This window comes from Nitrospira sp. (genome assembly GCA_016788885.1).
Taxonomy (GTDB): domain Bacteria; phylum Nitrospirota; class Nitrospiria; order Nitrospirales; family Nitrospiraceae; genus Nitrospira_A.
In genome coordinates, this window is the sequence record JAEURX010000052.1 from 170,175 (window position 1) to 190,528 (window position 20,354).

General features: G+C 58.4%; 20 protein-coding genes and 1 riboswitch. Of the genes, 10 read left to right on the plus strand and 10 right to left on the minus strand.

Annotated elements, in window-relative coordinates; genetic code table 11:
* Nucleotides 1-149 precede the first annotated feature (149 nt).
* The 5 genes from JNL86_14510 (at nucleotide 150) to JNL86_14530 (ending at nucleotide 3,672) form a co-directional block, all read left to right on the plus strand.
* Nucleotides 150-800: a ComF family protein gene (locus tag JNL86_14510; protein MBL8044124.1), complete on the plus strand. Its 651-nt coding sequence runs from the start codon at nucleotides 150-152 to the stop codon at nucleotides 798-800.
* Nucleotides 787-1,125 (plus strand): zinc ribbon domain-containing protein, encoded by a 339-nt coding sequence (locus tag JNL86_14515; GenBank protein MBL8044125.1) that lies wholly within the window; start codon nucleotides 787-789, stop codon nucleotides 1,123-1,125. The genes JNL86_14510 and JNL86_14515 overlap by 14 nt, the downstream gene beginning before the upstream one ends.
* 148 nt (nucleotides 1,126-1,273) lie before the next feature.
* Nucleotides 1,274-1,714 carry a hypothetical protein gene (locus tag JNL86_14520; GenBank protein ID MBL8044126.1) on the plus strand — a complete coding sequence of 147 codons (441 nt, stop codon included), beginning with the start codon at nucleotides 1,274-1,276 and terminating at the stop codon, nucleotides 1,712-1,714.
* 163 nt (nucleotides 1,715-1,877) lie between these two features.
* Nucleotides 1,878-2,378: a RusA family crossover junction endodeoxyribonuclease gene (locus JNL86_14525; protein MBL8044127.1), complete on the plus strand. Its 501-nt coding sequence runs from the start codon at nucleotides 1,878-1,880 to the stop codon at nucleotides 2,376-2,378.
* Between the two features lie 55 nt (nucleotides 2,379-2,433).
* Nucleotides 2,434-3,672, plus strand: a complete 1,239-nt coding sequence (locus tag JNL86_14530) for a DUF3391 domain-containing protein (GenBank protein ID MBL8044128.1) — start codon at nucleotides 2,434-2,436, stop codon at nucleotides 3,670-3,672.
* Between the two features lie 58 nt (nucleotides 3,673-3,730).
* Here the strand turns inward: JNL86_14530 and JNL86_14535 are convergent, their stop codons facing one another.
* From JNL86_14535 to JNL86_14550, 4 genes are all read right to left on the minus strand, one after another.
* Nucleotides 3,731-4,966: an ABC transporter permease gene (locus JNL86_14535; GenBank protein ID MBL8044129.1), complete on the minus strand. Its 1,236-nt coding sequence runs from the start codon at nucleotides 4,964-4,966 to the stop codon at nucleotides 3,731-3,733.
* Nucleotides 4,967-4,973: 7 nt separating this feature from the next.
* Entirely contained in the window at nucleotides 4,974-5,684 is a 711-nt protein-coding gene (locus JNL86_14540) for an ABC transporter ATP-binding protein (GenBank protein ID MBL8044130.1), read from the minus strand.
* A gap of 90 nt (nucleotides 5,685-5,774) precedes the next feature.
* A complete protein-coding gene (locus JNL86_14545; GenBank protein MBL8044131.1) occupies nucleotides 5,775-7,034 on the minus strand; it encodes an efflux RND transporter periplasmic adaptor subunit in 1,260 nt (419 codons plus the stop codon).
* A 183-nt stretch (nucleotides 7,035-7,217) separates the two neighbouring features.
* Nucleotides 7,218-7,940, minus strand: coding sequence for a helix-hairpin-helix domain-containing protein (locus JNL86_14550; GenBank protein MBL8044132.1), 723 nt, complete (start codon nucleotides 7,938-7,940; stop codon nucleotides 7,218-7,220).
* 251 nt (nucleotides 7,941-8,191) lie between these two features.
* On the opposite strand from JNL86_14550, the gene JNL86_14555 reads away from it, so the two are divergent.
* Both JNL86_14555 and JNL86_14560 read left to right on the plus strand, forming a co-directional pair.
* A complete protein-coding gene (locus tag JNL86_14555; GenBank protein MBL8044133.1) occupies nucleotides 8,192-9,067 on the plus strand; it encodes an undecaprenyl-diphosphate phosphatase in 876 nt (291 codons plus the stop codon).
* 28 nt (nucleotides 9,068-9,095) lie between these two features.
* The gene (locus JNL86_14560; protein MBL8044134.1) at nucleotides 9,096-9,362 is read left to right on the plus strand and encodes a DUF2024 family protein; all 267 of its coding nucleotides are present in this window, start codon (nucleotides 9,096-9,098) and stop codon (nucleotides 9,360-9,362) included.
* A gap of 31 nt (nucleotides 9,363-9,393) precedes the next feature.
* Here JNL86_14560 and lspA read toward each other — a convergent pair whose 3' ends face one another.
* From lspA to JNL86_14585, 5 genes are all read right to left on the minus strand, one after another.
* Nucleotides 9,394-9,915, minus strand: a complete 522-nt coding sequence (lspA, locus tag JNL86_14565; protein MBL8044135.1) for a signal peptidase II — start codon at nucleotides 9,913-9,915, stop codon at nucleotides 9,394-9,396.
* Entirely contained in the window at nucleotides 9,912-12,731 is a 2,820-nt protein-coding gene (gene ileS / locus JNL86_14570) for an isoleucine--tRNA ligase (protein MBL8044136.1), read from the minus strand. The genes lspA and ileS overlap by 4 nt, the downstream gene beginning before the upstream one ends.
* Nucleotides 12,732-13,085: 354 nt before the next feature.
* Entirely contained in the window at nucleotides 13,086-14,189 is a 1,104-nt protein-coding gene (gene nadA, locus JNL86_14575; protein MBL8044137.1) for a quinolinate synthase NadA, read from the minus strand.
* A gap of 158 nt (nucleotides 14,190-14,347) precedes the next feature.
* Nucleotides 14,348-14,644, minus strand: coding sequence for a type II toxin-antitoxin system RelE/ParE family toxin (locus JNL86_14580; protein ID MBL8044138.1), 297 nt, complete (start codon nucleotides 14,642-14,644; stop codon nucleotides 14,348-14,350).
* Entirely contained in the window at nucleotides 14,644-14,868 is a 225-nt protein-coding gene (locus JNL86_14585; GenBank protein MBL8044139.1) for an addiction module protein, read from the minus strand. Before JNL86_14585 ends, JNL86_14580 begins: the two co-directional genes overlap by 1 nt.
* Nucleotides 14,869-15,268: 400 nt before the next feature.
* Here JNL86_14585 and JNL86_14590 point away from each other — a divergent pair, with 400 nt between their 5' ends.
* Complete coding sequence (locus JNL86_14590) at nucleotides 15,269-16,573, plus strand: DUF262 domain-containing protein (protein MBL8044140.1); 1,305 nt, start codon at nucleotides 15,269-15,271, stop codon at nucleotides 16,571-16,573.
* 160 nt (nucleotides 16,574-16,733) lie between these two features.
* Here the strand turns inward: JNL86_14590 and JNL86_14595 are convergent, their stop codons facing one another.
* Nucleotides 16,734-17,330 (minus strand): DUF3365 domain-containing protein, encoded by a 597-nt coding sequence (locus JNL86_14595; GenBank protein ID MBL8044141.1) that lies wholly within the window; start codon nucleotides 17,328-17,330, stop codon nucleotides 16,734-16,736.
* Nucleotides 17,331-17,547: 217 nt separating this feature from the next.
* Between JNL86_14595 and JNL86_14600 the strand changes: the two genes are divergently transcribed.
* Both JNL86_14600 and thiC read left to right on the plus strand, forming a co-directional pair.
* Nucleotides 17,548-18,099, plus strand: a complete 552-nt coding sequence (locus JNL86_14600) for a DUF3617 domain-containing protein (GenBank protein ID MBL8044142.1) — start codon at nucleotides 17,548-17,550, stop codon at nucleotides 18,097-18,099.
* An 86-nt stretch (nucleotides 18,100-18,185) separates the two neighbouring features.
* Nucleotides 18,186-18,288: riboswitch (TPP riboswitch) on the plus strand.
* Between the two features lie 155 nt (nucleotides 18,289-18,443).
* Nucleotides 18,444-20,294 carry a phosphomethylpyrimidine synthase ThiC gene (gene thiC, locus JNL86_14605; GenBank protein MBL8044143.1) on the plus strand — a complete coding sequence of 617 codons (1,851 nt, stop codon included), beginning with the start codon at nucleotides 18,444-18,446 and terminating at the stop codon, nucleotides 20,292-20,294.
* Nucleotides 20,295-20,354 lie beyond the last annotated feature (60 nt).

Genomic DNA, 20,354 nt, shown 5'->3' on the forward strand with positions numbered 1-20,354 from the left:
TCAGACAGGCATCACGGCTCCTGCTTCCGATCACCTGCACCACCTGCGCACAGCCCCTGACGGACGATCCCGTGCCATTTTTCTGCTGGGCATGCTGGGCCCTGATTCGCCCACTTGGTGGATCCGCTTGCTCTCGATGCCGGCGCCCATTGGCCTCCCCGGCAGCGTTGACCCATAGCCCGACTCACGAATGCCATGACTGCCGCACCCGCAAACCCCACTATGCTCAGGTCTGGGCACCCTATGCCTACTGTGCGCCCCTTCAGGACGCGATTACCCTCTTCAAGTATCACGGAAAGGTGTCCCTGGCCGATCCCCTTGCCGCGCTACTCACACGTACCCTCCCGACTCACCTGGATGGCGATGTCCTTATGCCGATCCCCCTCCATCCCAACCGGCTTCGGCAGCGAGAGTTCAATCAATCGCTTCTTCTGGCCGATCGCGTCGCCGGAGCGCTGGCATGCCGGGTTTCTCCTCACAATCTGGTTCGCATCGTCGATACCGAGCCGCAGACCACGCTCCCGCGCTCCGCACGGTTACACAATCTTCGTCAAGCATTTGCCCTTCGCACGCCGCAGGAGGTGATCGGGAAGCGGATCCTCCTCATCGACGATGTGTTTACCACCGGAACCACGTCCAACGAATGCGCCAAAATCCTCCGCGAAGCAGGGGCCGCACGTGTGACAGTTCTTGCCCTCGCCCGTTCCGTGGAGGCCGGCATGGTGCCGAATGCGTGGCTGCCTCCGTCAGACCCGAGCCTGACCACACCTACTACGAGTGTAACGCATGCCGATCTATGAATATCGCTGCCGCCAATGCGGGACACGTACCACGCGACTAGTGCTCAGCGTAAGCGCGATGTCTCAGCAAACCTGTGCCCACTGCCACAGTGCCGACCTAGAACGGCTACTGTCCAGATTTGCCTCGCCTAAATCGGAAGAAGCGCGGCTCGAGGCCCTCTCCGACCCGAGTCACCTCAGCGGTCTGGACGAAAACGACCCGGCGAGCATGGAGCGATTCATGAAAAAGATGGGGCAGGAACTCGGCGAAGACCTGGGTGAAGACCTTGACGCATCGATGGGAGGAGACACCTCATCGCCGACCGACATGGACATGACCGAGTGACCATAGCGGATGCAGTCACCACTATTCTCTTGACAGGATTGCCTCCGTCTCCTACCATCAGCGGTGGATCACATCCTACGTACCGGGTATCGAGCCATGCACAGGCCCTCATACCCTGTCAGAAAGCCAAGGGCGGAGGATCCCGCGAGTGTTTGCCGGCGAACATCTTTGCAAGGTCGATGAAAAGGGACGCTTTCTGATTCCCTCTCCGCTTCGGGAGCAATTCCAGGCCGAGGGGAACCAGGTCATGTTCCTGAAAAATACCGAGCAGACCCTGTGGATGTACTCGGCCAAGGAATGGGAGAAAGTGCTGGAGCGAACCAGGGCCACACTAGATGAGGATCAAAGCCGCCTGTTCATGCACCATGTGATGGCACAAGCCGGCGCCTCCGATATCGACAAGACGGGTCGAGTCCTGATTCCAAGCCGCCTGCGCAAGCTGGTTCCGATGGATGACGATCAGGAAATCTATCTGGTAGGGATGTACCATCGCCTGGAAATCTGGGGACCGTCTGAATGGCGGCGGTATCTCACCAGAAACGAAGACCGGGTCGAGCAGGACATGGCCAAAATCCAAAACCTTCTCTAGTGTGATAGGCAGGCCCTTGCGCCGCGCGTCCCGCCCCCGACAATCCCCGATTCCTCTTCGATCCACCTCGTTTCGACCGCTGCCTGCGAAGGAGTCGCCTCCGGCCGCGGACCTTGTTCTCCGGAACGGATCGACGCGAGGCCGCAGTGCCGTCACGCTCACGATGCCGGATCAGGCCGGCGGCACGGTCACTCATGATTCCATTGCCCTCACGCTCCCCATTCCGCCCAGCGTGAATCACCAATATGCCACCGTGAACGGGCGCCGACTGCTCTCTGCAAAAGGCCGCGCATTCAAGGCATTCGTCGGACAACAAATTCTGGTTGCACTTGCCCAATCGCCCCATCGTGGTACGCTAAGCCAGACGCTGCAGCAGGCGAGCCTCTCCCTTTCGATCCAGTTCTTTTTTGCCTCGTCGTTGCGACGTGACACCGATGGCGGACTCAAGATCGCACAGGACGCCCTCTGTGAGGGGCTGGGGTTGAACGACAACCGGGTGGTGGAAACGCATTTATATAAGTCCCAGGATCGCGACAATCCCCGTATGGAAATTCTGCTGGCGGTGGCGCCCTGCACGCTGAGGACATCCCTGCATCCCATCCCCACCAAGGCAGCACCGGCGATGCTCCCGGACCCTGGATGCGTCCCTGGACGAAACCTCTAGGCCGGGCAGAGACGACTCACGCAAGGAACGACAGGCCTCGTAACGATCAGACGGTATGGCACACCGCCCCATCACAATCGACGCACTTCGCATCGGTATGCACGTCGCCAAGCTGGATGTGGCCTGGTTTCGCTCGCCCTTCATGCGCCACTCGTTCCTGATTCGAACCGACGAGCAAATCGAGAAGCTCCGGCGTGCCGGCATCAAACACCTCAGCATTGATCCGACCCGCGGGCTCGACCTGCAAGACACCCCGGCTCCCCACCAGGATCAGCCCGGAACCGTCGCACCGCCCATCCTCGTACCACAGGCAACCGTCCCGGCAGTCCGCTCCCTGGCCACGATGACGCAGGAACTTCTGGCGGCCCGATCGGCGCGTGCCAAACTCGAAGCGTCGGTTCAATCCACCTTCTCCCGCATCGCCAAGACCGGCATCGTCGATCCGGAAGAAGCGAGCCATGCCGTCCATGCCATCAGCGCCGTGGCGCAGGCCCTCAACTCACACGCGCTGTTCATGGTGTTCAACCAGGGGCGCGACGCGAATGCGCCGCTCAGTCAGCATGCGCTCGCCACCTGCAGCTTCTCCATGATTCTCGCTCACGCGGCGGACTATAACCTGATGGCCATCCAAGAACTGGCCACCGGTGCGCTGTTACACGACATTGGGCTGTTACAGGTTCCGCCGGCGACTCTTCAACGCGTCTTCGACACCTCCGCGCCTCTCACCGAGCAGCAGCGCCGGACCTACGAAGCCCACGCACGCGGCGGCGCCATTTTGCTGGAGCGTCAGGGCGGGTTCACTCAGCCGGTGGAACAGATCGTCGCGGAACATCATGCCTACTTAAACGGCAGCGGATTTCCCGCCGAAACCGGAGGGGCCTTCACCTCGGACATGACCCGGATCGTCATGGTCACCGATCGCTATGACGAATTGATGACGGGATTCGGCGGCGCCTCTCCCCTGACACCCCACCAATCCCTCCAGCGACTGTATCAGGAAGGGCAGGAAGGCAAATACGAAGCGCGGTTGATCTCACTGTTCGTCAAAGTCATGGGCATCTATCCGGTCTATAGTTATGTCGCCCTGACCACCGGAGAGCGAGCCATTGTCTCCGTCATCAATACCAACAAATTGCACCAACCCATTGTCACCATCACACATGACCCCTCGGGACAACCCTATATCGTCCCGCTCGTGATCGACATCGCCAATCAAGACCCAGAGGCGCCCCCACGCGGAATCCGCTCGGTCTTGGGGACCATCCCCGAAGAGTTTGAGCGGGCCTATCACTGACACGGCCATCGCGGCTACGCCACTTCTCTCCGGACATCGCACAGCCATTTCACGCCCGCTATTCGTAGCGAAGCGCCTCGATCGGATTCAGGCGCGCGGCCTTATTCGCGGGATACAACCCGAAAAAGAGACCGACGGCGAGCGAAAACACACAGGCCGTCGCGATCGACTCGATTGAAATAATGGTCGGCCAGCCGGCGATCACCGTCGTCAGCCCGGCGCCTGCCACCCCTGCGATCACACCAATCACGCCACCAAGCAGGCTTAGCGTCATCGCTTCAATGAGAAACTGGGTCAGGATATGCACGCGCTTCGCGCCGACCGCCATGCGCACCCCGATTTCCTTGGTCCGCTCGGTCACTGAGACCAACAAAATGTTCATGATCCCAATGCCACCAACCAGCAGCGAGACCGACGCAATAGCGAACAGCATGGCCGTGAGGGTTTGGCTCGTGCCTTCTTGCACCTTGCCGATGTCCACCTGGGTTCGGATGGTAAAATCGTCTGCTTGATCCGGCTGCAGGCGATGTCGCGCGCGAAGGATCTCACGAATGTGCTCGACGGCTTCAGGCAAATCGGTACTCTGTTCGGTGGACGCGAAGAGAGCACCCACGGAACCAAGAAACTGGCTCCCGAATACCTTCCGCTCCGCCGTCGTAAACGGCACGAAAATCACGTCGTCCTGATCGCTTCCCTGTGCCGACTGACCTTTCGGATCCAATACGCCGATGACTTGGAAGGGCACGTTCTTGATACGAATCGTCGCGCCGACCGCTTCTTCACCAGGATCGAACAGGTTTTCCAGCGTGGTTTGACCAATCAACGCCACCCGAGCCGCGCTTTCCATATCCGCCTGGGTAAACGGCCCGCCGCTTGAGAACGACCAATCGCGAATCGCGAGATAACTCGGGGACACGCCGTTCACCGGCCCGTTCCAGTTGCGGTTACCATTCACGATCTGCATCACGTCACGCTTGGCCCAGGCCGTCTCCGAGAGCAACGGGCTCCGCTTCTTCATTTCGGCCGCGTCGTTGACCGTCAATGTCACCGCACCGCCTTGCCCTCCCCGCACCCCGCTGACCGTGGTGGAGCCCGGCATGATCACGATCACATTCGTGCCCATACTCGAAACCTGCGCCTGCACCACAGCACGAGCGCCCTGCCCTATGCTGACCATGGCAATTACCGCCCCCACGCCGATGACGATACCAAGCATCGTCAGCCCGGCTCGAAGCCGGTTCCGGCTGAGAATCCGCAACGCGGTCATGACGGTGAGCACGACAAATGCCGACATCGAAGATCTAGGTTACACCGGAGAGGTGCGGTGCACGACGAACATCCTGCACGATCTGCCCATCCTTCATCGTAAGCTCGCGAGAGGCGTAGGCGGCGATTTCTGGCTCATGGGTCACGAGGATGATCGTGATGCCGTCTTCCCGGTTGAGGGTGTCCAGAATGCCCATGATTTCGCGACTGGACGTGGTGTCCAGATTGCCCGTCGGTTCATCCGCAAACAGGATCGACGGCGCTCCCACCAACGCCCGCGCAATCGCCACGCGCTGCTGCTGACCGCCGGAGAGTTGAGACGGATAATGCTGCTCCCGTCCCGCTAACCCGACACGTTGCAACGCGGCGGCGGCCCGCTGGCGCTGCTCCTTGATCGAAACACCACGGTAGAACAACGGAAGTTGCGCATTTTCCAGCGCACTGGTTCTGGGGATCAGATTGAAATTCTGAAAGACGAATCCGATCTGCCGGTTACGCAATTCGGCCAATAGATCGGGCTTGGCGCTGGCAATGTCCAACCCGTCCAGCTGATAACGCCCTCGGGTCGGCTGGTCCAGACAGCCAAGCAGATTCATGAGGGTGGATTTGCCTGACCCCGAAGTGCCCATCACCGCAACAAACTCACCGCGTTCGACGGCAAGATTGATCCCCCGCAGTGCCTGTACCTCAACGTCGCCGACGCGATACACTTTCCAGACGTCTTCGCAGACGATTAGGGGAGCCATTCGGTCCTTATTCACTGCACCAGGTGCGCAGATAACTCTACGCGTGCGGCACCATGAACGCGATTGTCCCCAGCCTCAGTCCTGACGCAGCTACAGGCCCCGATCACGCCGCCCACTGCGCTGCTGTCCGCTACCGAACCCGGGAGGGAGTTCCGCGCCCTTGCGTTCGCCGCGGGGTGCGTCGATTCCCACAACGACGTGATCCCCTTCGCGAAGCCCTTCGGCGGTGACTTCCACGTATGACCGATCGGAGATGCCCATCTCGACCGGTACCCGCTCCAAATCATTCCCGGCCTCCACCTTCCAGACTCCCCATCGCCGAGAAGCCGACTCTGCCGAACCACTGGTCGGTGAAGGCCTATCCCCCACAGCCGCCCCCTGCTCTTCGCGGGCCGCCTTAGGAGGCGTGAAGCGTAGCGCCGAGCTCGGCACTTTCAGAACCTGCTCTCGCTTCTCGATGACAATGGACACGTTCGCCGTCATCCCGGGCTTCAGACGAAAGTCCGGGTTGTCGAATTCCACCACCACGTCGTAGGTCACGACGTTCTGCACGTTGATCGGCGCATTACGCACCTGCCGCACACGCCCGTGAAACGGTTCCCCTGGATAGGCATCCACCGTGAAGGTCGCCGCCTTTCCCTCGGCAATTCCACCGATGTCAGCCTCGCTGACATTCGTGTCCACCTGCATTTTCGTCACGTTTTCGGCAATCAAAAACAGGGTGGGAATGGAAAAGCTGGCCGAAATCCGCTGACCGACCTCCACTTGCCTGGAGATCACCACCCCATCAACCGGGGAGCGGATCACCGTGTACTTAAGGTCCAACTCGGCCGCCTGCAGCATTGCTTCGGCCTGCTTGACGGCGGCTTCCGTGACCTTCAACTGCGCCAGCGCGCCCTCTGATGCGGTCAGCGCGACATCCACCTCGTTTTGGGAGATGAACTGTTGGCCGATGAGTGACTTGGCTCGATCCAGCTCACGCCGCCGCTGGGCAAGATCGATCCGTGCCTTCTCCCAGGCGGCCTTGGCATTGGCGAGACTGGCCGCCGCTTGGTCACGCCTGGCCTGGTAGGGAAACGGGTCGATACGCGCGACGACCTGGTTGGCCTTGACCCGTGAATTGAAATCCGCGTGGAGACTTTCGATCATCCCCGACACCTGACTCCCGACTTGGATCGTCGTGATGGGGTTGATCGTCCCCGTCGCGGTGACGAGCGAGATGACCGTCCCGCGCTCGACGGCGACCGTGCGGTAACGGACCGGCACCTTGCGCTCACCGTTAAAAAATACGTAGCCGGCGATCGCGAGGCCGAGAACGAGCACAGCGACGATCACGATGACACGGCGCATCAAGAGACTCTCCTTCAGCCGGACGGTGCAGGCATTCTAACAGAAAACAATTTGGCCGGGGAACGCGTGGGCCATGCAATGCGCCGCGCGAGATGGGGGAAAAAGAGAAGGGCCGCTTGCCGATCGGCAAGCGGCCCTTCAGAGGTCACTGTCCCGCCGACGACGTGCGGGCAGCTGATACAACTACGGACTGACGGTGATGCGATCTTTGATGTCGTCGAACACGTCTTTGGGCACCACGTTCTTCGCGACGAGTTCGCCCTTCACCTTATAGGGACGATTGCTCACAATGCGCTCAGCCATATCCTGCGAGATCCCTAGAGTCAGCACGAGATCTGCGGATGGAGCCTTATTGATATTCAGCAACGAGGCTGCCGGGGCGGGTGCATCAAACGGAGACGGCACGGACGCGGACTTCGTCGGAGAAGACCCAGCACCGGAGAACGGCACCGGCGCCCCGGACGATTCCGTCGTCGACGACAAGGAACGCGACCGCTCCTTCATTTCCTTCTGATATCGAGCGACTAATGACTTCAGTTGCTCATTGTGTCGACGAGCTTCCTCGTACTCCTGCTTGACGTTGCGATTCTGCGCCGTCAGCTGCTTCACCTTATCTTCCAGTTCTTTGGTGCGAACCTCGATGGTGTCGCGTTCCTTATCACGCCCATGCTGAATCCGCTGGAGTTCATCACGGGCGATCTGGCTTTCGGAACCGAACTTGGCGTTCAAATCCTTCAGTGTCTTGACCTGCTGCTCCAGGGCATTCTTTTGCGCCCTCGCGCGCTCCAGCTCCCCCCTGGTGGCATCGGCATCGGCAAGCGCCTCATGATATTTTTTCTCACTAATGCACCCGCTGACGGCCATCGCGCTCACGAGCGCCAGCCCAGCCATCCACACATGCCTCATGCGCCCCTCCCTGTTCGATCTGGACCGATCAGACCTCTTCTCTCTTGTTGTGTGTATGCCATCACCTCAACTTTGTCAACAAGTTTGCCGATTGCAGGCCGCTGCGAAACACCGGAGACGATTTCTCGGCAGCCGCCCTAAAATCCAACGACGCTTGACTGACGGAAAGCAGTCTGGGAATATGCAGCGACTGTTCGACGAAGCTCGCAACCAACCACCGACTTCCCACGCACCACCTCGCACCCACTATTATGATGAACTGGGGCCCGGAACTTGCCGTCATTCTCGGCATCATCGAAGGACTGACGGAGTTTCTTCCCGTCTCCTCCACAGGCCATCTGATCCTCGTCGGGCATGCCCTCGGCTTTACCGGGGATATTGCCTCCAACGTGGAGATTTCCATTCAGCTGGGCTCGATTCTCGCGATCATCGCCTACGAGCGCGCCAAGCTCGCGTCACTGGCCTCCCATGCCTTGCGCGAACAACAGGACTTTCGCTCGTTGATTGCGAACCGGGGTACGAAATCCTGGGCGACGACTATTCAAGAATCGATCAATGCCCAACCCAATCTCTGGTTCGTGATTGGATTGGGCCTGGCCTTCTTACCCGCCGCGCTGGTGGGATTCCTCGCCCACAAGTCGATTAAGGCCTATCTCTTTTCGCCGACGACCGTCGCAATTTCCTTAATCGTCGGAGGCGTGATCATTCTGGTGGTCGAGCGCATGCAAAACCGCGTGCGTGTGAAAGAGCTGTTACAGGTGACGCCACGATCGGCCCTCTGGGTCGGAATCGCCCAATGCGCCTCCTTGATTCCCGGCATGTCACGCTCTGGATCGACGATTGTCGGAGGCCTTCTCGCCGGACTCGACCGGCGCGTTGCGACGGAGTATTCCTTCTTCCTGGCCTTGCCGACCATGATCATCGCCACCATCTATCAAATGCTGAAATCGCAAGCGGCGTTTTCCCAAGATGACTATGTCGCGCTCGGAATCGGCTTGGTGGTGTCATTTGTGGTGGCCTGGGCCGTGATCGCCGCGTTTTTAACTTATGTGCAACGCCACAGCCTCAGCGTCTTCGCCTACTACCGCATGGTATTGGGCATCATCGTCCTGCTGGTGGTGCGCTAGCTACTTCACAACAAGGAGTCGAATCGGCATGGGAAACGAGATGGATAGCGTCCACGTCTACGATACGTGGGTCAAGGGCAAGAACGGCAAGCTGCACTTCGATGTGATGACGACCAGTCAGGACAAGGCGCTTACACTGGCCAAACACTATCTGGTGGGGATCGGCGAACCGGAGGCCGTCGTGACACTCAAAGAATGCCAGTTCTGCCACAGCGAACCGCTCGTCATGTTTTCCGTGGAGCAGCAGCGCCAGTTTCGCGAGCAGGGTGGGTTCATCATCACCCTGCCGGTCTGACCGGACAGGACGATCACTTCGACAACGCGCTTCAGGAGGAAGGATTCTCCGGCACGACCGGAACGTCCTGGGTGTCCTTTTCGGTCGCAAAGTGGAAAATCAGAAACACCACCCCGACGGTAATGGCTGAATCGGCGACATTGAACGCCGGCCAATGATACCCGTTGACGTAAAAATCCAGGAAGTCGATGACTTCCCCGTACCGCAGCCGGTCCAATAAATTCCCGACCGCCCCTCCAAGAATACCTGCCACGCTGAGCCGCCCCATCCAGTCGTCTTTGGGCATACGCACCAGAATCATCCCCAAGAGGCCGACGGCAAAGACCGACGTCAGCCCGAAAAACACAAACCGGAATGAGCTGCTGCTGGAGGAGAGGAATCCGAACGCCGCCCCGGGATTGCGGATGTAGGTGATGCTGAACAGGTTGGTGATGACGGGAATGGACTCATGGAGCCGCATAGTCTCCATGACAGACAGCTTCGTGACTTGGTCCAGCACCACGATCGACAGGCTGAGCAACCCCAGCAGCAGGTACCGGATGGATGGGGTCATCTGACAGCCTCGATGCAACGGTCGCACAACGTGGGATGCTCGGTGGAACTTCCCACGGCCGATCGATAGTTCCAACACCGCTCGCATTTGGTCCCCGTCGCCTTATCCACCGTGATGGCAAAACCGGAGGGCGCCTCGGGACGCGAGGCCCGCGTCAGCACCACGTCCGACACGATGAAGAACGACGAGAGATCCTGCTGGTATCGCGCCAGGAACTCATAGCGCTCGGCATTCGCTTCGATCATCACCCTGGCTTCCAGCGGCGCCCCGATGACCTTGTCTCGCCGCTTCACTTCAAGCGCAGCCTGAACGGCGGTCCTCACCTCCAGCAGCTGGTCCCAGCGCGCGGCCAGTTCCGCATCAGCCCAACGCGGATCAACCTCGGGAAACATCGCCATGTGGACACTCTCGGCCTTCGAATCGACCCGCACCGCCTCAGGTAACATCCTCCAGATTTCCTCGGCGGTGAAACTCAGCACGGGCGCCATCAGCTTTGTCAGGGCCACGAGAATGTCGAACAGCACCGTCTGCGAACCACGCCGCACCGGTGAATCTTTCCGGAAGGTGTAGAGCCGGTCTTTCAAAATATCCAGGTACACCGCACTCAAATCGACTGAACAAAAGTTGTTCAGCGCGTGAAAGATGGTATGAAACTCAAATTCGTCATATCCCTTCCGCACGCGCGGAATAAGGTCGTTGAGTCGCATGAGCGCCCAGCGGTCCAATTCAGGCAACTGTTCGAACGGCACGCGGTGCTGCGCGGGATCGAAGTCGTACAGATTGCTCAGCAGGAAGCGGCAGGTGTTCCGAATCTTCCGATACGCTTCGATCAGGTGATTGAGGATCTCCTGAGAGATCCGAAGGTCTTCACGATAATCCTGGGCCGATACCCAGAGACGAAGGATTTCCGCACCAGATTGCTTGATGACGTCCTGCGGCGCCACGACATTGCCCGCCGACTTCGACATCTTTCGCCCGGCCCCGTCCAACACGAATCCGTGCGTCAGCACAGCCTTATAGGGCGCGCGATGATCGGTGATGACCCCCGCCAATAACGCGCTGTGGAACCAGCCTCGATGCTGGTCCGACCCTTCCAGATACAGATCCGCCGGATACCAGTGCCGAGGCTTGAGCACCGTCGCAAAACTCACGCCGGACTCGAACCACACGTCCAGAATGTCACGTTCTTTCTCAAATTCTGTTCCACCGCAGCGTTCGCACTGCGTCCCCGTGGGAACCAACGCAGCAGCCTGGTTGGCAAACCAATAGTCCGTCCCATGCTGTCCGATCAAATCAGCGACGTGATCGATCACCCGGGGATGAGCCAGCACCTTGCCGCATTTCACACAAGTAAAGCCGGGAATCGGCGTACCCCAGACCCGTTGGCGCGAGAGGCACCAGTCCGGCCGGTTCTCGATCATCCCGTTGATCCGGTCACGCCCGTAGGTCGGAATCCACCGTACCCGGTCAATTTCGGCTAACGCTTCCTGCCGCAGCTCGTTCGTCTCCATCGAGACGAACCATTGTTCGGTCGCGCGAAAAATGACCGGCTGTTTGCACCGCCAGCAATGGGGATACGAGTGTCGGAGCGACCCGGAGCCGAGCAGACGACCGTTCTCCTTCAGGCGCTCCACAATTTTCGGATTGGCCTTGAACACATGCTGTCCGGCAAACTCCGGAACTGCATCGGTAAACCTCCCGCCATTGTCCACCGGAGCCAGGATTTCGAGCCGTTCGCCCACGCTGGCCTTCGCGTTGTGGTTCAGCACCAGCAGGTAGTCTTCCATGCCGTGCCCCGGCGCAATATGGACGCAGCCCGTTCCCTGCTCCAAGGTGACGAAGTCGCCCAGGAGCAGCGGCGAAAGGCCGGTGGTCAATGGACGTTGCGTCTCCAACCCTTCGAAACCCTCCGCACCTTTTTTGACGCCCACAACGGTGTAGGCCGGGAGACTGCAGGCCTTCGCCACTGACTCCACTAACTTTTCGGCGATCACAAGCAGTTCATCCCCGACCTGCACGAAGGCATACTCGATGTCGGCATGCAGACAGACGGCCTGGTTGGCCGGCAGAGTCCAGGGGGTGGTCGTCCAGATCAGGACGGAGGCGCTCTTCACATCGGCCGGGAATGTCAGCCCGCCGAACCGCTTGCTCAAGACAGCCGGAGGACTGACCAGCGGAAACTTCACATACACCGAGGGCGACGTGTGGTCGTCGTATTCGACCTCCGCCTCCGCCAAGGCTGTCTGATCCTGCGTACACCACAGGACAGGCTTCAACCCCTTATACACCCCACCCCGTTCCACAAAGTGACCGAACTCGCGGATAATCGTGCCCTCATAGGCAGAGTTCAGCGTCAGGTAGGGCTGTTGCCAATCACCCAGCACCCCCAAACGCTGAAACTCCTCCCGCTGAATCGCCACATACTTTTCGGCATACTCCCGGCACAGTTTGCGAATCGCGAGTGCGTCCAAATCTCGCTTCTTGTCACCCAGTTCCTTCAGGACCTGATGCTCGATCGGCAGGCCATGGCAATCCCAGCCCGGCACGTAGGGCACCTGAAACCCGGACATCGTCTTCGACTTGATGATGATGTCTTTCAGGATCTTGTTCAGTGCATGGCCGATGTGAATGCGGCCGTTCGCATAGGGCGGGCCGTCGTGCAGCACATAGCGCGGGAATCCCTGACGAGATTCCTGAATCCGCTCGTACAAGCGCTCCTGCGCCCAGCGAGCAAGCATCTCCGGCTCCCGTTGCGGCAGATTCGCCTTCATCGGGAAATCGGTCTTCGGTAGATTGAGCGTCGATTTATAGTCCATAGGTACTCACGCTGTCGGCTGACAGCCTTCAGCGATCAGCATATCAAGAGGTTGCAGGCTTCGGCTTAGGTGATCGGATGGAATATACCGGAAGGAAGGGGGAAGGCACCAGCCCTTTCACAGGCAGGCCCGCACGTAGAACCGCTGACACCCGATGCTTATGCTTGCAGGATCGTCAACAGCGTCTTCCGGCAAGGCCGCAGCGAAGCGCACGGTGCGAGGTATAACGAGCGCCACGTGTGTGCGCGCCCGCGAGGCGGTGAGCGGGCAGTGTCTTCACCAACATTCCCGCGTCAATACGGTACGCCCCTGATCGCCGCGAGAACGCCGGCGGCGGCCTTTCTCAACAGCTTGCTAGCTCAGCGCCATCATGCGATCGAGCGCCACCTTCGCCCACTGCTTTTCGTCCGCAGGCACCGTGATATGGTTCACCACATGGCCGTCGACCAGATTCTCCAGCGCCCAGCAGAGGTGCGGGGCGTCGATCCGGTACATCGTGGCGCACTGACAGACTGTGGACGACAGGAAAAACACCTTCTTGTCTGTCTGTTCATGTTTTAGGCGGTTGACCAGGTTCAGTTCTGTTCCGACGGCCCAGGTGGTTCCTGCCGGAGCAGCCGTGATCGTCCGGATGATGTACTCGGTCGAGCCCACGAGGTCGGCCTTGTTCACCACATCCTCATGGCATTCGGGGTGCACGATCACCTTCACATCGGGATGCTGCTTGCGGAAATAGTCGATATGGGACGGCTGAAACATCTGGTGCACGCTGCAGTGCCCCTTCCACAGGATCAGCTTGGCTCGCTGGATCGCCTCCACAGAATTACCGCCCCGCGGCATATACGGATCCCAGACAATCATCTGCTCGCGGGGAATGCCCATCTTATTTGCCGTGTTCCGGCCCAGGTGTTCATCGGGGAAAAACAGAATCTTCTCGCGGCGCGCCCAGCTCCATTCGATGACTTTCCGTGCGTTCGATGACGTGCAGGTGAGTCCGCCATGTTCGCCGCAGAAGGCCTTCAAGATCGCCGCGGAGTTCACGTAGACCGCCGGCATCACCGTTTCCTCGACTGGCACGACCCGTCCAAGCGCATCCCAGCACTGCTCCACCTGTTCGATCGCCGCCATATCGGCCATGGAGCAACCGGCCGCCATGTCCGGAAGAATAACCGTTTGATTGGAACGGCTCAGCACGTCAGCCGTTTCCGCCATGAAATGCACGCCGCAAAACACCACATAGGGTCGGTCTGATCGCTGCTCGGCGACCTGCGCCAGGATCAGGGAGTCGCCTCGAAAATCCGCATGTTGAATCACTTCATCGCGCTGATAATTATGGCCGAGAATCATCACCCGGTCGCCGAGCGACCGTTTGGCCGCACGGGTCCGTTCGAAGAGTTCTTCGGCAGAGAGAGCCTGATAATCGGTAATGGGACGGGGAAGCGTGGCGACCGTTTTCACCTGCAGCCTTTCGGTTGGTTGAAAAAACTATACCACGAGGGAGCTTACACTGTCTGATTCTACGACACCCCTTCGCGGCTACGCAACGACATGAGTCGGCACAGACGGCCCAGGAAGAGTGCGGGGATGGGTCGAATGGACGGAAGAGGCTCTCTTCCTTAGCGAAGCTTCCAATATCCTGGCCGGCGGCGGCCATGCGCAAGGGCCACCACCTGAACGGAGTCATTCACGATCCGGTAGACCAACTGGAAGGGAAACCGATGAAAGAGATAACGACGAGTTCCATGCACGAATAGCGGGCAACGTTCAGGAGCGAGCGAGATTGCTTCAACCCCTCCATCAAGCTCAGCCAGAAACAATTCAGCAGCAGACTGACTTCTTGCCGCATACCATTCCCGCGCCGCCCAAGCTTCCTCAATAGCGGCGGGATGAAACACAACCGATAACTTCGGCATCAGAGCCCGAATATCTTTCGGCGGGCATCGATCCAGGAAACGAGACGGGGGTGAGGTGAATCTAGGTCATTGAGGCGGCGAGCAATTTCCTGCTCCCAGTCTGTTTCGGCGTCAGCATCAACAGCCGTGTCTAGGCTGTCCAACAAGGAACCAGCCATTGCCGCACGAACCTCTGGCGGAAGCTTAAGTGCCGCTTCTAATAATTTCGTCGCTTCAGAACCCATACCCGAATTCTAGCAGAAGCAGTGGAAGCAGGAAAGTCTGTCTTCTGCACCGGCTATTGGGCCCAAACCACAAACATCATCAGCTCGTATGGCACAAGGCCGCCATGAGGGGAAAGTGATAGAGCCTGACAGACGATTGATCCGCCATGGACACCTGCATGAGCACCTAACTAAGCCTTGTCCACTCGAAGCCTGTCAACTCGCCAGCATCCCGGCTCAAACAGGATAGGCTTCGCCGTTTCCTACGGAGTTCAACGGCCGCAGGCTTCAGTAAGTCAGGTACCCACTCATGCAGTCAATGATGTGTCGTTGACTGATATTGAGGTCCGCGGCATACTGCGCCGTCACGCAAGGATCAATAGAGGCAATCAGGTATAGCAAAGAAACCTATGGGGTAATAATGCGCGAGCATTCTCTTGATTTTGACTACGGCGCCAAAACAATCCAAGACTTTGTTTTCCTATACCAGAACAATAAGTTGAACCTTGAACCTGGATTTCAGCGGGATTCCGTGTGGACGCTATCGGACCGAAAGAAGCTGATTGATTCCTTGCTTCAGAACTACCCGATTCCTTCTGTGTTTCTCTATAAGCAGAGCGAGAACGGCAAACTCCGTTATGATGTAATCGATGGGAAGCAACGGCTCGAAACAGTTCTCATGTTTCAAGGAGCCGGACATTTTCGTGGTCATCGATTTGCCGCAAAACTCAAAATTGGCTCAGATGAAACTGTTGAAGAGTGGGATTGGCAGAAATTGCAAAAGCGTGGGCATGAGCACCGGCTCATGGGCTACAAGTTTCAGACTGTTGAGATTACCGGCGATCTCGCCGACATCATAAATCTATTTGTCCGCATCAACTCGACGGGAAAGCGACTCACTGGAGCAGAGAAGCGGCATGCCAGATTTTACAAAAGCGACTTTCTTAAGCAGGCGGCGCGCCTTGCCGAGAGAAAGCATGACTTTTTCTTAGGAAATCGAATTCTCTCCGCAGGGCAAATCAGCAGAATGAAGCATGTGGAGTTAGTTTGCGAACTGATGGCATCCAGTCATGCAAAAGGACTGATCAATAAGAAGAAGGCTCTTGACGGCATCATAGGCGGGCAAGCCGTCGACCACCGGTCACTACGGAGAACGGTTCAAGAGACAATCCGAATACTGAATCTCACGAAGAAGATGTTCCCAGAAATCAGATCTACCCGATTCTCGAACTCCGTAGACTTTTATTCTCTGTTCATGCTTTTGTGGGAAATGGATCAGGACAACTGTATCTTGATTGAAAGCAAGCGGAATAGACAAGCCCAGAAACTTCTCGTTTGGCTATCAAATGGAGTGGGGTTAGTAAGACAGCGACAACGTAAGGCGGAAGGGGGTGCCCCTGAGCAGAGACTCTTTGCAGACTACCTTTTGACAGTTCAAGGCGATACGGATAGCCTCGCAACAAGGCAGCGACGATCTGAAATTCTCAAAAAAGTCTTTGGTGGCCTTTTCCAGAAGAAAGATGATCAACGTGGCTTCACAATTGAGCAACGTAGGCTACTGTGGCACTCGGAGGAACGCAGGCGATGTCCGAAGTGCAAAGTGCCACTCAATTGGAATAATTTTACTATTGACCACATTAAGCCTCATGCGCTGGGTGGAAAATCGCATTTATCAAACGCCGCGCTGATGTGTCGGGAATGCAATTCGAGGAAGGGGAAAAACTGAAACCTCAGATTTCATTATCTTGAAGCGCTCCAAACCTTCTCTTCATCGCTTAGGTCGGATCCGAGAGAACACCTGTAGTGAATAGTCGAGGGGTCGTAGACTGACACCTTATGCGATCGAGCGAATGGTCCTAGCCGTTCCCAAAGATCATTCTCCCAAACTACTGCGGCAGCGGAATCGTGAGCAGAATCCCGCCCATCACATCCTGCGACTTGAAATCCTTCTTCGGGCTATTGGGATGAGCATTGTGGCAGCCGATGCAAGATTGGGATGCGGCTTTGTCTGCATAGAGAGCTTGAAAAACAGGGGACCCGCCCTCGGTGGTCACAGCCGTGTAGGGCTGATCGGGATTCACGAGAATTTCCGTCAGGCCGGCTCGTTCGAAGTCGGTCATCGGTCGGTTCTTGGCATTGATCGCCCAATTGCTGATCAACCGGTATTGCAACCCGCTTCGTCCCGCCGCCACGAGCCGCCCGGTTTCCAATAAATATTGGGCCGGAAGAGGAAGCCGGGACGTCTCTCGCCAGTTTTCAGCGGCAAAGGCAATCCCGCGCATCTGCATCCGCTCAACGACATCGGTCGTGTAAAACGTGCGATCCGCCTGGATGACGCTATGCAGATACTCGGCCACCGCGCCGGCGGGGATACAGGTGGATGGATTATCATCCCTGCCCGCGGCGGCAGGCCCCCATTGTCCGAGCATCCCCATCGCCCCCGCGCCCAGAACTAGTCCCAGCCAAAAACCTTTCCCGTTCATGATGTGCCTCCATTTCTCTGAGCGCAGACCATCATGCACCCTGTCGAAAATTGTACGCCGGTCCATTACGTAAAGCGAGGATTTCGCCGGGACACCGGAGGCGATCTCTGCGGGATCCCACACGGCGTGCGTTGTTGATGGGAACCGCGTATGATAGGCATCGATTCGAAGCAGGCTGGCCCCCCACGGACACAACGGACACAAAGGAGATGGAACGATGAAGCACACCGCAACCACCCTTGGCGGGTTCGTGTTTCTGCTGAGCCTCGGGCTCATCCCGAATCCTCTCGTCGGCATGCCTTCCGCCGCCCGAGCCGACGCGTTGAATGCCAAGCCTGGAGCCTGGGAAATGACTTTTACCACCCAATCCAGCGGGATGCTGGTGCCACCGGACGTCTTGGCCGCCATGCCGCCCGAACAACGGGCCAAGGTCGAACAGTCGATGCAGGCGCGCGCCGGCAAACCAAGGACCCATTCCGTCAAGACGTGCCTCACAAAGGAGGACCTGGATCAACATCGCATCATCAAGGAAAGCGATGATGACGAACCGGGCTGTCATACCACCGTCTTGTCGAAGTCGGCCGGCAAACTGGTTCTCGAACGCACCTGTCCGCCACCACACGCTTCAACTTCCCGGATAAGCGTGGAAGCCCAGAATCCTGAGTCCCTGGTCGGCAGCATGGACACCGACCGTCCGCGAGCGGGCAAGGTCCATCTCGACATGAAAGGCCGCTGGATCGGAGCGAGTTGCGCCGGCATCGTGGAATGACGCAGTGATCCCGTTGCCCTTGAAGCCCCTCCGGCACTAGGCCTTCCGGAAGATTGACTTCGCCCCGGCGGGTCGGTACGATCACCACCGACAGCTAGGGGTGCCATCCGGCTGAGAGTCCGAGCGATCGGGCGACCCTCACAACCTGACCTGGGTAATACCAGCGTAGGGAAGCGACCGGTTCACTGGCTTCGAGATCGCTTCAAGCCGCACCCAAGCTGGATGCGGCTTTTTTATTTGGTCGTCTGACGCTCACTTCCGACGAAAGGATTGCTGCCATGAGCGAGGCCCATACACAGAACGGTTCACAAAATGGTCACGGCGCCGCGCCTTCCACCGCCCGCTTGACCACCGCTCCCTTTGCCGCTTCGCGCAAAGTGCATATCGAGGGCTCGCGTCCCGATGTCCGGGTGCCGATGCGTGAAATCAGCCTGACCCCGACGCACTCGACCAACGGCAATGGCGACCAACCCAATCAACCGATTACCGTCTACGATACCTCCGGCCCCTATACCGACCCGGCTGTCACCATCGACGTGCGCGCCGGCTTGCCGCCGTTGCGCCGGGCCTGGATCGAGTCCCGCCAGGATACGGAAGAACTCCCACAAGTCACGTCCCAGTACGGTCGCCAACGAGCGTCCGATCCGAAACTGGCCGACCTCCGGTTTACCCATCTCCGCAAACCGCTCCGAGCCAAGCCCGGACGGAATGTCAGTCAGATGCACTATGCCAAGAAGGGCATCATCACGCCGGAAATGGAGTTCATTGCGATCCGAGAAAACCAATCCCGCGCGCGCGCGAAGGAATTGATGGCGTCGAACAACGGGCATGGCGGGGGGGTCTCGCAGCATCCCGGCCAGGCCTGGGGCGCTCGAATCCCGAACATTATTACTCCCGAGTTTGTACGCGATGAAGTCGCCCGCGGCCGCGCGATTATTCCCAACAACATCAACCATCCGGAATCCGAGCCCATGATTATCGGCCGGAACTTCCTCGTGAAGATCAATTCCAACATCGGCAACTCGGCCGTCGCCTCCTCCATCGAGGAAGAGGTCGAGAAGATGATCTGGTCAATTCGCTGGGGCGCCGACACGGTGATGGACCTGTCCACCGGCAAGAATATCCATGAGACTCGCGAGTGGATCATCCGGAACTCCCCTGTGCCGATCGGCACCGTACCGATCTATCAGGCACTCGAAAAGGTCAACGGCAAGGCCGAAGACCTGACCTGGGAGATTTTCCGCGATACCCTGATCGAACAGGCCGAACAAGGGGTGGACTATTTCACCATCCATGCAGGCGTGCTGCTGCGCTACGTACCGATGACGGCGAAACGCATGACCGGCATCGTGTCGCGCGGCGGTTCCATTCACGCCAAATGGTGCCTCGCACACCATCAAGAGAACTTTGCTTACACGCACTTCGAAGAAATCTGCGAGATCATGAAAGCCTATGACGTCGCCTTCAGCCTCGGCGACGGCTTGCGGCCCGGCTCGATTGCCGACGCCAATGACGAGGCACAATTCGCCGAATTGGAAACGCTCGGCGAGCTGACCAAGATCGCGTGGAACCACGATGTGCAGGTCATGATCGAAGGCCCCGGCCATGTGCCGATGCATATGATTCAAGAGAACATGGAAAAGCAGCTCAAGGAATGCCAGGAAGCGCCCTTCTATACGCTCGGGCCACTAACGACCGATATCGCACCGGGATACGACCACATCACCTCCGGCATCGGCGCCGCGATGATCGGTTGGTACGGGTGCGCGATGCTGTGCTATGTGACGCCGAAGGAACATCTGGGCTTGCCGACCAAGGAAGACGTGAAGGTCGGCGTCGTGACCTACAAAATCGCCGCGCATGCGGCGGACTTGGCGAAGGGACATCCCGGCGCGCAAGTGCGCGACAATGCCATGTCGAAAGCGCGATTCGAGTTTCGCTGGGAAGACCAGTTCAATCTCGCGCTCGATCCGGAGACGGCCCGCGCGTATCACGACGCCACGCTGCCCGACAATGCGGCGAAGGTCGCCCATTTCTGCAGCATGTGCGGGCCGCATTTCTGCTCGATGAAAATCACGCAGGATGTCCGAGACTACGCGGCCAAGAAACAACTGGAAGAGCAGCAGGCCATTCAGATCGGCATGAGAGAAAAGTCAGAAGAGTTTAAACAGGCCGGCTCCGAAATTTACCTGTAAGGCTGATCAACATGGCTATCCGGCAAGGCCGCAGGCGAACTCACACCGGAGGCGTACCCT

Coding starts and splice junctions, on each gene's coding strand:
- ileS (MBL8044136.1), bottom strand. CDS start 12,731: ATGGACTATAAATCGACGCTCAATCTACCGAAGACCGATTTCCCGATG.
- JNL86_14600 (MBL8044142.1), top strand. CDS start 17,548: ATGAAGCACACCGCAACCACCCTTGGCGGGTTCGTGTTTCTGCTGAGC.
- JNL86_14555 (MBL8044133.1), top strand. CDS start 8,192: ATGATGAACTGGGGCCCGGAACTTGCCGTCATTCTCGGCATCATCGAA.
- JNL86_14535 (MBL8044129.1), bottom strand. CDS start 4,966: ATGTCGGCATTTGTCGTGCTCACCGTCATGACCGCGTTGCGGATTCTC.
- lspA (MBL8044135.1), bottom strand. CDS start 9,915: ATGACCCCATCCATCCGGTACCTGCTGCTGGGGTTGCTCAGCCTGTCG.
- JNL86_14550 (MBL8044132.1), bottom strand. CDS start 7,940: ATGAGGCATGTGTGGATGGCTGGGCTGGCGCTCGTGAGCGCGATGGCC.
- JNL86_14515 (MBL8044125.1), top strand. CDS start 787: ATGCCGATCTATGAATATCGCTGCCGCCAATGCGGGACACGTACCACG.
- JNL86_14560 (MBL8044134.1), top strand. CDS start 9,096: ATGGGAAACGAGATGGATAGCGTCCACGTCTACGATACGTGGGTCAAG.
- JNL86_14545 (MBL8044131.1), bottom strand. CDS start 7,034: ATGCGCCGTGTCATCGTGATCGTCGCTGTGCTCGTTCTCGGCCTCGCG.
- JNL86_14595 (MBL8044141.1), bottom strand. CDS start 17,330: ATGAACGGGAAAGGTTTTTGGCTGGGACTAGTTCTGGGCGCGGGGGCG.
- JNL86_14580 (MBL8044138.1), bottom strand. CDS start 14,644: ATGCCGAAGTTATCGGTTGTGTTTCATCCCGCCGCTATTGAGGAAGCT.
- JNL86_14525 (MBL8044127.1), top strand. CDS start 1,878: ATGCCGGATCAGGCCGGCGGCACGGTCACTCATGATTCCATTGCCCTC.
- JNL86_14590 (MBL8044140.1), top strand. CDS start 15,269: ATGCGCGAGCATTCTCTTGATTTTGACTACGGCGCCAAAACAATCCAA.
- JNL86_14540 (MBL8044130.1), bottom strand. CDS start 5,684: ATGGCTCCCCTAATCGTCTGCGAAGACGTCTGGAAAGTGTATCGCGTC.
- JNL86_14530 (MBL8044128.1), top strand. CDS start 2,434: ATGGCACACCGCCCCATCACAATCGACGCACTTCGCATCGGTATGCAC.
- JNL86_14585 (MBL8044139.1), bottom strand. CDS start 14,868: ATGGGTTCTGAAGCGACGAAATTATTAGAAGCGGCACTTAAGCTTCCG.